Source organism: Pseudomonas sp. xss_2 (genome assembly GCF_043104195.1).
In the GTDB taxonomy this organism is placed as follows: domain Bacteria; phylum Pseudomonadota; class Gammaproteobacteria; order Pseudomonadales; family Pseudomonadaceae; genus Aquipseudomonas; species Aquipseudomonas urmiensis.
On the sequence record NZ_JBICKL010000056.1, the window covers coordinates 16,474 to 29,411 of the forward strand.

The following is a 12,938-nucleotide window of genomic DNA, read 5'->3' on the forward strand; positions in this document are numbered from 1 at the left end:
TCCTCAAGCCGAAAATGAAAGTGGGAGCCGGTTACCCAGGCTCCCACAGGTTCACGCTTGCCGCTGGTTCAACAGCACTTAGGCCCCGACTTGCCACCGTAACGGGCTTCTTGGCGCTCTCGGAAGAACTCCTCGTAGCTCATCACCGGCTTTTCCGGATGCTTGCCCTGCATGTGCTCGACATAGTTGTCGTAGTCGGGCATGCCGACCATCAGGCGGGCAGCCTGCCCCAGGTACTTACCCAGTCGACCCAGGTCGTTGAACATAGCTGCAATCCTCTCGTTTACGCGTCAGGCAAAGCCTGGAATGGGGTTTCTTTATCGCTGCGCTCCTTGTGACCCAAGGCGCGGTAGCCAACCTTGAGGGCGAAGAACAGGATGCTGAAGACCACCAGCAGGAACAGGATCGTCAGGCCAGCGTTAGTGTAGGCGTTGAAGATCACGTGCTGCATCTGGCCGATGTCCTTGGCCGGCGCCAGCACCTGACCGGCATCCAGCGCCACGCTGTACTTGTTGGCCAGGGCCAGGAAGCCGACTGCCGGGTTCGGATCGAACAGCTTGATCAAGCCAGCAGTGGTGGTGCAGATCAGCAGCCATACCGCAGGCAGCAGGGTGACCCACATGTAGCGCTGACGCTTCATCTTGATCAGCACCACGGTGCCGAGCATCAGGGCGATACCCGCCAGCATCTGGTTGGAGATCCCGAACAGCGGCCACAAGGTGTTGATGCCGCCCAGCGGATCGATCACGCCCTGGTACAGCAGGTAGCCCCATAGCGCTACACAGCCCGCAGTAGCGATCAGGTTGGCCGCCCACGACTCGGTACGTTTGAGCGCCGGCACGAAGCTGCCCAGCAGGTCTTGCAGCATGAAGCGCCCGGCACGGGTACCGGCGTCCACTGCGGTGAGGATGAACAGCGCCTCGAACAGGATCGCGAAGTGGTACCAGAAGGCCATGGTGTTCTCACCCGGCAACACCTGGTGGAGGATCTGTGCGATACCTACGGCCAAGGTTGGCGCACCGCCGGCCCGGGCCAGGATGGTGTGCTCGCCGATGTCGCGGGCGACCGCCTCGAGTTGCTCAGGGGTGATCAAGAAGCCCCAGCTGCTGACAGTCTGCGCCACCGATGCGACGTCGGCGCCAACTACTGCGGCCGGGCTGTTCATGGCGAAGTACACGCCTGGCTCGATCACCGAAGCGGCAACCATGGCCATGATGGCGACGAACGACTCCATCAGCATGCCGCCGTAGCCGATGTAACGGGCATTGGTTTCGTTGTCGAGCAGCTTGGGCGTGGTCCCCGAAGAGATCAGCGCATGGAAGCCAGACACCGCACCGCAAGCGATGGTGATGAACAGGAACGGGAACAGCGTGCCCTTCCACACCGGGCCGGTGCCGTCGGTGAACTGGGTCAGGGCCGGCATCTTCAGTTCCGGCGCAATGATCAGGATACCGATGGCCAGGCCAACGATGGTGCCGATCTTGAGGAAGGTCGACAGGTAGTCACGCGGCGCCAGCACCAGCCAGACCGGCAGCACCGCCGCGACGAAGCCGTAGCCGACCAGCATCCAGGTGATCTGCACGCCAGTGAAGGTGAAGGCCGGGCCCCAAACCGGATCTGCGGCAATCAGGCCCCCCAGCCAGATCGACAGCAGCAGCAAGACCACACCGATGAGCGAAATCTCACCGATACGACCCGGGCGGATGTAGCGCATATAAATGCCCATGAACATCGCGATCGGGATGGTCGCCATCACCGTGAACATGCCCCATGGGCTCTCGGCCAGGGCCTTGACCACGATCAGCGCCAGCACCGCGAGGATGATGATCATGATCAGGAAGCAGCCAAACAAGGCGATGGTGCCAGGGATCCTGCCCATCTCCTCGCGCACCATGTCGCCCAGCGAGCGGCCGTTGCGGCGGGTGGACATGAACAGGACCATGAAGTCCTGAACGGCACCGGCCAGCACCACGCCCGCGATCAGCCACAGCGTACCGGGCAAATAGCCCATCTGCGCCGCGAGCACCGGACCGACCAGCGGCCCTGCACCGGCGATCGCCGCGAAGTGGTGACCGAAGAGGATGTGCTTGTTGGTCGGGACATAGTCCAGACCGTCGTTATTGAGTACCGCGGGCGTTGCCCGACGGGGGTCCAGTTGCATCACCTTGGTGGCGATGAACAGGCTGTAGTAGCGATAGGCGACCAAGTAGATGGCCACTGCCGCGACCACGATCCACAAGGCATTGATCGCCTCGCCGCGACGCAGGGCAACCACACCCAGCGCACAGGCTCCCAGGACTGCCAGCGCCAGCCACGGAAGGTGGCGTAGCAGGCTATTATTGTTGTTCATGGTTTACTTCCAGCTGGTGGATTGGAAAGACCGCCCATCGAGTCTAGGGCGTGTCATCGCGCATTGCCACACTTGCTTTGGTCTAGAGCCTTTGCTGCCCGTTTGCTTTACCTGATGCTGGTACGAAATTAACTATAGTCAGGATGTACTCCGGAGGGCTTTCCCATGAGCAACCACGATGAACGCCGGCGCTTTCAGCGCATTGCCTTCGATGCGCCCACTGAATTGCGCCAGGGCAACCGACGCTGGCCGGTAAAATTGCTCGATTTGTCGCTCAAAGGACTGCTGATCCAACGACCTGAACCGTGGGACGCCGATGCCACGCAGGACTTCGATGCAGTCATCCATCTTAGTGACCAACAGACCCAGCTGCGCATGCAGGTCGAACTGCGTCACGAAGAACCCGACCGGCTCGGATTCGTCTGCCTGCACATCGACCTCGATTCGATGAGCCATTTGCACCGTCTTGTGGAATTGAACCTGGCTGACAGCACCGTAATGATGCGTGAACTGCGCGAACTCATCGAAGATTGATATCTCTTAGCTAGCTAACGTACTTCCCACCTACTGTTTCCTGTCTACCCAGACAGCTTCTTGCGGGGCGTCTGGGCGCTTGTACACATCCATCCTGCACCGCCTCTGACCAGTTGGAACGCATTCTGCATTCAGTAAACGCGCTGTTTGCGGCCACCCTTGTGCGCGCTCCAATCAAAATATTGTATACAATTTTTGTGGCCATCTAATGTAGGAAGTGTCTACAGTAGCGGCACAACAATAAACAGAGAGCCTGCTCCATGACTACGTCCCCTAGCACGTCTCCCGCCCAACGCCCCGAGGACGAAAATCTCGGTCTGGGTGCCAACCTGGCTTATGGTCTGCAACATGTGCTGACCATGTATGGAGGGATCGTTGCAGTACCCCTGATCCTGGGGCAGGCTGCAGGATTGAACCCTGCAGAAATCGGCCTGCTGATCGCCGCCTCGCTGTTTGCCGGTGGCCTGGCGACGCTGTTGCAGACCTTGGGCCTACCGTTCTTCGGCTGTCAGTTGCCGCTGGTACAGGGTGTGTCGTTCGCCGGTGTGGCGACCATGGGCGCGATCCTCAGTAGCGAAGGCGGCGGTGGCCTGCAGGGTGTATTGGGTGCGGTCATGGCGGCTTCGCTGATCGGCTTTCTGATTACCCCGGTGTTCTCGCGCATAACCAAATTCTTCCCGCCGTTGGTGACCGGTATCGTCATCACCACCATCGGCCTGACCCTGATGCCAGTCGCTGCACGCTGGGTGATGGGCGGCAACAGCGCCTCGCCGGAGTTCGGCAGCATGGCCAACATCGGCCTGGCGGCGGCGACCTTCGCCATCGTCCTGCTACTGAGCAAACTGGGCAGCGCGGCTATCTCGCGGTTGTCGATCTTGCTGGCAATGGTCGCCGGAACCCTGATCGCCTGGTCGCTGGGCATGGCTGACTTCAGCAAGGTCACCGAAGGCCCAATGTTCGCCTTCCCAACCCCCTTCCACTTCGGCATGCCGACCTTCCACATCGCTGCGATCCTGTCGATGTGCATCGTGATCATGGTGACCCTGGTGGAAACCTCGGCGGACATCCTCGCCGTCGGTGACATCATCGACACCAAGGTCGATTCCAAGCGCCTGGGTGATGGCCTGCGCGCCGACATGGCCTCGAGCATCCTCGCGCCGATCTTCGGCTCCTTCACCCAGAGCGCCTTTGCCCAGAACGTCGGCCTGGTGGCCGTGACTGGGGTCAAGAGCCGCTACGTGGTCGCTACCGGTGGTGTGATCCTGGTCGTGCTGGGCCTGCTGCCGATCATGGGCCGGGTGATTGCCGCAGTGCCGACGCCAGTGCTGGGCGGTGCAGGTATCGTGCTGTTCGGCACCGTTGCCGCCAGCGGCATCCGCACCCTGTCCAAGGTCAGCTACAAGAACAACGTCAACCTGATCATCGTCGCCGCCTCGCTGGGCTTTGGCATGATCCCGATCGCCGCACCGAACTTCTACCACCACTTCCCGAACTGGTTCGAGACCATCTTCCACTCCGGCATCAGCTCGGCGGCGATCATGGCGATTCTGCTCAACCTGATCTTCAACCACTTCACCACGGGCAACTCGGACCAACAGTCGGTATTTGCCGCTGCCTACGAGCGCACCATCCAGTACTCGGACATCTCGGCATTGCGCGATGGCGACTACTTCAAGGATGGCAAGCTGTTCGATGCCGAAGGTAATGAAGTGCCGCTGCTCGAAGCCGATGAGCATGGCGACGAGGCGCCACGGCGCAAGGCCATTGCCGAGCATTGATCGCTGATCGAAGCGGTCAGGGGGGAGCCGATGCGCATCGTCGGCTCCCCTTTTTTGTGGATGTTGATGACGCTATCGCTGGCCAAGTCCACGCCCGCGAGGTCCTTGCTACGCAGGCCCGGCGAAATAGCGATTCAACGCACTCAAGTCTCCGGCATCCAGCACGCCTGCCAAATAGCGCAACTGCACCCACGCCCTTAGATAGTCATGCCGCGCCTGCGCCAGGTCGCGCCGGGCGCCATACAGCTGCTGCTCGGCATCCAGCACATCGAGGTTGACCCGCTCACCGCCCTGCACGCTCTTGCGCGTGGCCTCAACCAACGCCGCAGCGGCATTCACCGCCAGGCCATAGGCACGAATCTTCGCCGTGCTACTGGCGCACAGGTTGAATTGCTTGCGCAGCTGGTTAACCGTATCGCGCAACTGCGCATCGAGCTCATAGCCAAGCGCATCGCGCTGAGCCTTGGCCTGACGCACCGACGCCGACACCCCGCCGCCAGCAAACAGCGGCACACTCAACTGCAAGCCAATACTGTCGGTGTCATAGCGCTGGTTGTAGGTGCTCTCGGAGCTGGAGCTGGAAATCCCCTTGCTGGCATAGGCGCTCAAACTCGGCAGATGCCCCGCCCGCTGTTGCTCGACCGTCTGATCGGCCGCATCCAGCGCATGACGCTGACTGGCAAGCTCGGCATTGTGCGCCACGGCCAGATCGCGCCACTGTTCAAAACGCGTCGGCAGCAGTGGCTGCACACGGAAATCACCCAGCATGGGCGCCAGGTCTTCGACCAGTACCGCCTCGCCGATGATCGCCTCCAGTGCCCGCAGGGCCGCATCGAGGTTATCCCCCGCCTCGATCTCCTGGGCCTGGGCCAGCTCCAGCCGGGCACGGGTCTCGAGCAGATCGGTACGGGTGCCTTCACCGCCCTTGAGCAGGCGCTGGTTGAGGGTCAGCTGTTCGGCATAGGTGCGCCGTTGGGCCTGGGCCAGGGCGATCTGCTCGTTGGCGAACAATGCCTCGCTGTAGGCGCCGAACAGGCGCACCACAAGCTCCTGGCTACGGCCACGAAAACGCTCGTCGGCCAGCGCCGCCTGGGCCACACCACGACGGTACTCACTCCAGGCGGCGTAGTCGAACAGCGGCTGTTGCAGGGTCAGGGTCGAGCTGTAGCTGCGATAGTCCCGTTGCACGGTGCTGTCGCCCAGCGGGCTGTACTGGGTGACTTCGGAGTCATTGCGCGCGCGATTGTAGCGGTACGACAAGTTCGGCAGCAGCCGGGCGCGGCCGATGGTCAGGTTCTCCACCCCGGCATCGCGCTCGGCGATGGCCGCGTGCAGCGTGGGATCGTTACGCAGCGCCAAGGCGTAGGCATCGCCCAGGTCCAAGGCGTGCGCGGAATAGCTCAGGCCCATCAGCAACGGCCCGAAGATCAACAACGAACGCATCGGGTCATTCCTCCGCCAGGGCGATATGCACCCGGTCGGCCAGCGGCTTGAACAGGTAGTTGAGCATCGAGCGCTCACCGGTACGCACGAACGCTTCCACCGGCATGCCGGGGCGAATGTCCAGGCCGGACAGCTGCTGCAAGGCGTGTTCAGTGACCTTGATGCGCACCTGGTAATACGGCTGCTGGGTCTTTTCGTCGAGCAAGCGGTCGGCCGATACCAGCGCCACCTCGCCATCCACCCGAGGCGTGCTGCTCTGGTTGAAAGCGGCGAACATCAGCTCGACCGTTAAACCCGGTTGCAGCTTGTCGACCATCTCCACCGGCGCCCGCGCATCCACCAACAACGGCGCATCGCCGGGGACGATCTCCATCAACTGCTGGCCGCGGGCAATCACCCCGCCATTGGTGAAGACGCTAAGCCCCACAACCGTACCTGCAACCGGCGCGCGCACCAGGCTGTGGGCCAATTCGAATTCGGCGCTGCGCAGGCGATTGCCAAGGTCTTCGGCACTGGCCTGCATCTCGCTCAACTGCTGACGAACATCGTTCTGGTTTTCCTGGCGGCGTTGGCCAATGCGTAACTTCAACTCTTGCACCTGGCGGCGGGTGCGGCCGATGTTGCCCAGGTCCTCGGCGATCGAGCCGTTGACCTGGGCCAGCAAGCGCTCGCTGTCGAGCAGGCGATTGCGCGGGATGTAGCCATCTTGGGCGAGCTCACGCAGCCCGCGCAGTTGCTCATCGAGCGCATCACGCTGCGCCTGCTTGCTGGCCAGCGAGCCTTGCAAGCCTTGCAGCGAAGCCTCGGCGCCGGCGATCCCCTCGCCCATGCCGGCCAATTCCATCTGCAGTGCCTGGGCGCGACTGGCGCGCAATTGGCGCTGCGCCTCCAGTACGCTAGCCACCCACGGCGTAGCAGCCTGGGCGCGCAGCGATTCAGGAAAATCAACGCTGGAGCGGCCGTCACGCTCAGCCATCAGCCGCGCCTCAGTGGCCCGCGCGTTGACGTATTGCACCTGCAGCGAGCCCTTCTGCGCTTCGGCCTGGGTCGCGTCCATGCGCAGCAGCACCTGGCCGGCGCCGACCCGGTCGCCATCGCGCACCAGCAGTTGCTCGATCACCCCGCCCGCGACGTGCTGCACGGCCTGGCGACTGCCGGCGACCATCACAGTGCCACTTAGCGGTACGCCCTTGTCCAGCGGCGCCAGCGCGGCCCACAGGATAAAACCACCAAAACCGCCCAAGACCAGCCAACGGCCAAGCCTGGCCGGACGACGCTCGTCGAGGCGCAAAACAGTAGCGGACTCGCCAGGTGTCTCGGGTTTGCGGATGAATGCAGCGTGTACCGTCATGGTCTTCAAGATCTCGGCAGGCCGTAGCTCATGCTCAGGCCAACAGGTGGGCGCGGCGCCGGGCTCGATACCCCAGCTGCGGTTGGGCGTGAACGCTGGGCATCCTGGAGCACCCGCGCCGTCGGCCCGTAGGCCTGAAGCTGGCCGCTGTTGAGCATCAGCAGGTTATCGAGCCCGGCCAGCAGTGCGGATTTATGGGTGATCAGGATCAGCGTGCGGCGCTGTGCGCGGACTTTGCCGATGGCCTCGAGCAAGGCCCGCTCGCCAGCCTCGTCGAGGTTGGCGTTAGGCTCGTCGAGCACGATCAACGCCGGCAGCCCATACAAGGCCCGGGCAAGGCCGATGCGCTGGCGCTGGCCGCCGGACAGGCCACTGCCGCCCTCGCCCAACTGGGTGTCGTAACCGGCCGGCAGTTTCAGGATCATCTCGTGCACCCCGGCCAGTTGCGCGGCAGCGACCACCTGCTGGGCATCCACCGCGCCCAGCCGGGCGATGTTCTCGGCGATGCTGGCGGCGAACAGTTGCACGTCCTGCGGCAGGTAGCCGATATGCATGCCCAGCGCGTGCTTGTCCCACAGACGCAGATCGGCGCCATCCAGGCGCACCTTGCCCGCAGCCGGCGCCTGGGCACCGATCAACAGGCGGGCCAAGGTCGACTTGCCCGAACCGGATGGGCCGATGATGCCCAGCGACTCTCCGGCCGGCAGCTCGAAGCCAAGGTTGCTCAGGCAGGGCTTGTTGCTGCCGGGTTGCAGTGCGTCGAGCGCCTCGACGGTGAGTTTGCCGCTCGGCGCCGGCAGCGGCATGCCTGCCGGGCGCGGCGGCTGCGCCTGCATCATTCCACTCAGGCGCTGATAGGCCAGCCGCGCCGCGCCCCACTGGCGCCAAGCGCCGATCAACTGATCGATCGGTGCCAGCACCCGCGCCATCAGAATGGAACCGGCGATCATCATGCCTGGGGTGATCAGCTGTTCGATCGCCAGCCACGCTCCCAGGCCTAGTACCAAGGATTGCAGGGCCAGCCGCACGCTTTTGGACATGGCGGTGATCGCTGCGGTGCGCTCACTGCCCAGGTTCTGCCGGGCAAGAAAACCATGATGCAGTTGCGCCCAACGCTCGCGTACCGCACCGAGCATGCCCATGGCCTCGATGACCTCGGCATTGTGCAGGTTGGCGCTGGCCTGTTGGCTGGCTTGCTGGGACAGCTGCCCGGCTTCGGCGAACGGCGCCTGGGTCAGCCGCTCATTGACCCAAGCCAACACCATCAGCACAACCGCGCCGACCACGGCCATCAGGCCAAGCCAGGGGCTGAACAGGAACATCACCAGCAGGTACACCGGGAACCACGGCGCATCGAACAAGGCGAACAGCGCCTGCCCGGTGGCGAACTGGCGCAGATGGGTGAGGTCGGCGAGCATCTGCCCGGCCACCCCGCGCTGGCCGGCAAGGCTCGCCTCATAAGCAGCCTCGAACACCCTGGGGTTCAGGCGCAGGTCCATCTGCGTGCCGAGGCGGATCACAACCTGGCTGCGCACCCACTCCAACAGGCCCATGAACGCGAACAGCCCAAGCACCATCAAGCTGAGCATCAGCAGGGTCATTTCGTTGTGCGAGGACAACACGCGGTCATACACCTGCAGCATGTACAGCGCTGGCGCCAACATCAGCAGGTTGATCACCGCAGTGAACAGGGCGACGTTGGCCAAGCCGGCGCGACAGGCCTTGAGCGCCTGCAGCACTTCATTGGCTGCGGCGGGAGCGGTTCGCATTTGATGGAAACCTCATGGCAAGCGTCGATCGGCGATTGCTTTCGCCTGGTCGGCGCCACAGAATTCGCACCACCGCAACCTGGGCCCGGCAAAGACACCGGTTGCGGGGTAACTGCAACAGATCAGCGAATGGCAGGGTCACCCTCCATTCGCTTTTTCATGCCTGGGATCAGGCCGCCAGCGCCAGATCTTCTGGCAGCGCCTGTACCCCCACAGCTTCGGCGGCAAGCGCGCTGGACGGGCCAGCAGCCAGGGCCGAGCTGATCGCCGCGAAGGTGCTGTCGGTGGATACGCCGTAGTCGGCGAGCAGGTTGTCGAGCACCGATTCCAGGGCGTCGGTATTGCCTTGCATCAGGCTGTAGATGACGTTGTGCACGTCGTTACCGACACGACCGGCACCTTGCGCGGCGCTCAGGTCCAGGCCTTCGAAGCTGACGGCAAAGGTCGACAGGCTGTAATCGCTGCCACCACCACCTTGCAGGCCATTACCCAGTTGAACGCTATCCAACTCGCCCCACAGGTAGTGGTTGAGGTTGTTGCTGGCGGGCAGTGCCGGGTTGAACACGTAGTGCAGGCCATTGGCGGTTTCGCTTTCGGCAATCACCGCATAGTTCGACCCATTGGTCCCGCGGATCGCGTACTGGTCACCGTCGAACGAGCCATTATTGAAGCCACCGGTGTTGCTGGCGTTGTGATCGGCAGTCTTGAAGCCGGTCGACCACAGCGTGAAGTACTGATCGACAGTGATGTTGGCGAAGCTGGCGGAATAAGTAACGGAAACGCTCATTTCGATTCCTCATTGCATTGCAGTTGAAAGCGAAGGCTCTTGCCAAGCCCTCGTGTTGCCCTTCATTGGGCGAACCTGATGGATCAGAAGCGGTACTCGAGCATGCCGGTCAAGGTCCGACCGCGTGCCAGCGATAAGTTGTTGGAGTCGCCCATGGCGACGAAGTAGGCCTGGTCGGTGAGGTTTTCCATCGACAGGGCAATGTTCAGCTGTGGGGTCGCCCAATAGCTGGCGTAGAGATCCCAGACCTTGTATTGCGGCCACAGGGCTTGGTCGAGTTGGCTATAGCCATGAGTTTCGAGATTGGCGCCATTGCCTTTGCTGTAGCGCAGTCGAGCCCCGACATCGAGGGTATTGTCGAAAAAGCGCAGCCCGGCGGTGAGCGAGCCACGGTCAGCCGGCATGTAGCTGGCGTTGCCCATGATGTCGCCACAGCGCGTCTGGGCATCCAGGTCGGCATCCGCCACCGCGTCGTAGACCGGCATGGGCACTGGGATCGTCATGCCGCCACCAATGGGCAGCTCGACGATTTCGGTACCGCTGATGTTCTTCTTCTGCGCGCCACCGAGGTAGAGCTGTTTTGAACAGAAGTCGTTGCTGCCAATCATGTGGGTGTAGCTGAGCCGGGTGTAGAAGCGCCCGGTATCGTAGTCCAGGGAGTACTCAAGCCCCCGAAAGCGCGTGTCTTGCAAATTGTTCTGGTAGGCGCTGCGCCCCATCGACACCCCGGTCGCGCCGTCGGTGCCTGGCAAATCGACGTTGGTATCGAGGAAGGAAAAGTTATCGATCCGCGTGTCGAAATAAGCGATCTTGGCGGCGAAGCGGTCACCGCTGCGAAACAGTGATTCCTTGAAGATATTCATGCCCACCTCCCAGTTGTGCGAGGTCTCCGGCTTGAGAAACGGGTTGGGATAAACCAGCTCGTTACCACCGCCGTGCGGCTTGCCGCTCATGAACGCTTCAGTCACCGAAGGCGGGCGCCAGCCTCGACCCCAGCGGGTATACAGCTGCAACCAGTCCAGGCCCGGCTTGACGCCAATGCCGAAGGTCGGCGAAAAGCGCCCCTGCTCTTGGTCGACGTCATACAGCAGCTCGGTGCGCTGCTTGAGCAGATCGACCTGGGTGATGCCGGTGGGGTACATGTAGGTGGTCAAGCCCGTCTTGCCGGTCAGGCGGTAGCGGTCATAGCGCAAACCGGCATCCAGGGTCAGCCAATCGTCATGCTCGTAGGTCAGGTCAGCGAACAGGCTGGCCATGATCCGCTTGCCTTCAGGATTGGCCCCGCCAGCAAAGGGATTGCTGCTGTTACTGCGTGCCGGAACCATCTCGCTGCTTGGCTTGAAGGTGTCCTGGAACATCTCGGTGCCATAGTTGACGCTGAGGCTATCGCGCTGCCCCAGGTAGAAGCGCGAGGTGTTTTCCAGCTGCAGCCCCCAGGTGTCGGTCTGGAAACGATCGGTGTAGGGCGCATAGTAGTTGCCACTGCCAATGCTGGCGGTGCTGCCGGCGTTCCAACGGTCTTGGCGGGTGGTGACGTAATACAGCTTGGCCTTGAGATCGATCAGATCGTTGTCTGGCGAATAGCTGTAGTCCAACGCGACGTTCTTGGCCGTGATGTCATTGCTGGCCGAACGGCGGTAATACCAGGAGTTGCTGTCCGCGCTTTGCCAGGTCCAGGCATCCTTGCTGTCGGTATCGGTTTGCAGGTAACTGAGCTGGACGCGTTGATCCAGCGGCAAATTCAGGCCCAGCTTGATCATCTGCGAACGCGTGACGCTGCTCATGTCACCGACTTCGGAGTCGATCCAGTCCTGCCAGGCTTGAGGAAATTGATCTTTCAGGCGGATCTGGGTCCCAAGATTGTCGGTATCGTTGCTGCCGGCGCGGTAGTCTCCGAAATGGCGCTCGCTGACGCCGAGCAAGACGTCACCGACCTCGTTGCCGAAGGCAAACACCGCACTGCCATTGAAGTAGGTGCCATTGCCCAGTTCACCGATGCCGTGGCCGGCACGAATGCGCCCACCATATTCTTTGTCCGGGCCAAGAAACTCGCTGGCCTGCACGGTATTGAAACTGGCGATACCACCGAGCACCCCGGCCCCGCCCATGCCCGACTGGCTGCCTTTGTCGATCTGCACGCTGCTGATGAACTCAGGGTCGATGAACATCACGCCATTGCGCTGCTGGTGGCCGTTGACGTTGAAGTTCTGGCGCATGCCATCGATGTTCATGTTGACCCGGCCGTAGTCCTGCACACCCCGGATGTTCACCGACAGGCCTGGATCGCGTTGATCGACCGCGGTGTAGACCCCGGCCGTTTCTTCGAGCAGGTCCGCGGCATGCCGTGGCGGGCGCTTGTCGATCTGCTCGCGGGTAATCACGCTGGTCGAACGTGGCGTCAGGTAGACCCAATCGCCTTCGCGGTTCGAGTTGACATGGGTAGCGCCCAGTTCCATCACCTCGCCGTTGTCCTCGACCCGCTCAAGGCCAACCTGGCCGGCGGCGCTGAAGCGGTAGCGCACCGGCGCACCGCGCAGCAACTGGCGCAGACCGTCCTCGGCGCTGTAGCCACCGCGCAGCCCCTCACTGCGCAAGCCAGCCAACTTGCGGCTATCGAAAAACACCTGCACCCCGGACTGCTCGGCATAGGCCAGCACAGCGCTGTCCAATGACTGGGCCGGGATGGCGAATTGAATCAGTTGGCGGCTGGCCGCGCCGCTGTCGCTGGCCGCCTGTGCCAGGCCGATCCCCATCGGCAAGGCACAAGCGCCAAAGATCAAGCTGGTGGCCAAGGCGAGGCGACCGAGGGGTCGCTGAGGTTGTGGTCGTGGCGTGCTCACTGTTGTCGCTCGTCTGTTGTTGGCTGTTTTCTAGTAATGAAAATCAATCTCAACAATCAGACGTGCGGCGTAGGAAAACTCAGTAA

The 12,938-nt window shown here is 62.4% G+C and carries 9 protein-coding genes; 2 read left to right on the plus strand and 7 right to left on the minus strand.

The window, feature by feature from the left end:
• Window positions 1-68: 68 nt before the first annotated feature.
• Both ACF8K2_RS13400 and ACF8K2_RS13405 read right to left on the minus strand, forming a co-directional pair.
• Window positions 69-266, minus strand: coding sequence for a YbdD/YjiX family protein (locus ACF8K2_RS13400; protein ID WP_392465223.1), 198 nt, complete (start codon window positions 264-266; stop codon window positions 69-71).
• A 17-nt stretch (window positions 267-283) separates the two neighbouring features.
• Window positions 284-2,350: a carbon starvation CstA family protein gene (locus tag ACF8K2_RS13405; protein ID WP_186554244.1), complete on the minus strand. Its 2,067-nt coding sequence runs from the start codon at window positions 2,348-2,350 to the stop codon at window positions 284-286.
• Window positions 2,351-2,515: 165 nt separating this feature from the next.
• Between ACF8K2_RS13405 and ACF8K2_RS13410 the strand changes: the two genes are divergently transcribed.
• Both ACF8K2_RS13410 and ACF8K2_RS13415 read left to right on the plus strand, forming a co-directional pair.
• Complete coding sequence (locus ACF8K2_RS13410) at window positions 2,516-2,884, plus strand: PilZ domain-containing protein (RefSeq protein ID WP_392465225.1); 369 nt, start codon at window positions 2,516-2,518, stop codon at window positions 2,882-2,884.
• Window positions 2,885-3,144: 260 nt separating this feature from the next.
• Window positions 3,145-4,662 (plus strand): nucleobase:cation symporter-2 family protein, encoded by a 1,518-nt coding sequence (locus ACF8K2_RS13415; RefSeq protein WP_186554246.1) that lies wholly within the window; start codon window positions 3,145-3,147, stop codon window positions 4,660-4,662.
• Window positions 4,663-4,770: 108 nt separating this feature from the next.
• Here the strand turns inward: ACF8K2_RS13415 and ACF8K2_RS13420 are convergent, their stop codons facing one another.
• The 5 genes from ACF8K2_RS13420 to ACF8K2_RS13440 form a co-directional block, all read right to left on the minus strand.
• Window positions 4,771-6,105 (minus strand): TolC family outer membrane protein, encoded by a 1,335-nt coding sequence (locus ACF8K2_RS13420; protein ID WP_392465228.1) that lies wholly within the window; start codon window positions 6,103-6,105, stop codon window positions 4,771-4,773.
• Between the two features lie 4 nt (window positions 6,106-6,109).
• A complete protein-coding gene (locus ACF8K2_RS13425; RefSeq protein ID WP_392465229.1) occupies window positions 6,110-7,456 on the minus strand; it encodes an HlyD family type I secretion periplasmic adaptor subunit in 1,347 nt (448 codons plus the stop codon).
• 5 nt (window positions 7,457-7,461) lie between these two features.
• Window positions 7,462-9,225, minus strand: coding sequence for a type I secretion system permease/ATPase (locus ACF8K2_RS13430; protein ID WP_392465230.1), 1,764 nt, complete (start codon window positions 9,223-9,225; stop codon window positions 7,462-7,464).
• Window positions 9,226-9,394: 169 nt separating this feature from the next.
• On the minus strand, window positions 9,395-10,012 hold the full coding sequence (locus ACF8K2_RS13435; RefSeq protein WP_186554250.1) for a heme acquisition protein HasA: 618 nt from the start codon (window positions 10,010-10,012) through the stop codon (window positions 9,395-9,397).
• A gap of 83 nt (window positions 10,013-10,095) precedes the next feature.
• Complete coding sequence (locus tag ACF8K2_RS13440) at window positions 10,096-12,765, minus strand: TonB-dependent hemoglobin/transferrin/lactoferrin family receptor (RefSeq protein ID WP_392465266.1); 2,670 nt, start codon at window positions 12,763-12,765, stop codon at window positions 10,096-10,098.
• Between the last annotated feature and the right edge of the window lie 173 nt (window positions 12,766-12,938).

Bases quoted from the DNA above. Each gene is read 5' to 3' on its own strand.
- ACF8K2_RS13415 (WP_186554246.1), top strand. From the start codon at position 3,145: ATGACTACGTCCCCTAGCACGTCTCCCGCCCAACGCCCCGAGGACGAA.
- ACF8K2_RS13410 (WP_392465225.1), top strand. From the start codon at position 2,516: ATGAGCAACCACGATGAACGCCGGCGCTTTCAGCGCATTGCCTTCGAT.
- ACF8K2_RS13430 (WP_392465230.1), bottom strand. From the start codon at position 9,225: ATGCGAACCGCTCCCGCCGCAGCCAATGAAGTGCTGCAGGCGCTCAAG.
- ACF8K2_RS13420 (WP_392465228.1), bottom strand. From the start codon at position 6,105: ATGCGTTCGTTGTTGATCTTCGGGCCGTTGCTGATGGGCCTGAGCTAT.
- ACF8K2_RS13425 (WP_392465229.1), bottom strand. From the start codon at position 7,456: ATGACGGTACACGCTGCATTCATCCGCAAACCCGAGACACCTGGCGAG.
- ACF8K2_RS13405 (WP_186554244.1), bottom strand. From the start codon at position 2,350: ATGAACAACAATAATAGCCTGCTACGCCACCTTCCGTGGCTGGCGCTG.
- ACF8K2_RS13400 (WP_392465223.1), bottom strand. From the start codon at position 266: ATGTTCAACGACCTGGGTCGACTGGGTAAGTACCTGGGGCAGGCTGCC.
- ACF8K2_RS13440 (WP_392465266.1), bottom strand. From the start codon at position 12,765: ATGGGGATCGGCCTGGCACAGGCGGCCAGCGACAGCGGCGCGGCCAGC.
- ACF8K2_RS13435 (WP_186554250.1), bottom strand. From the start codon at position 10,012: ATGAGCGTTTCCGTTACTTATTCCGCCAGCTTCGCCAACATCACTGTC.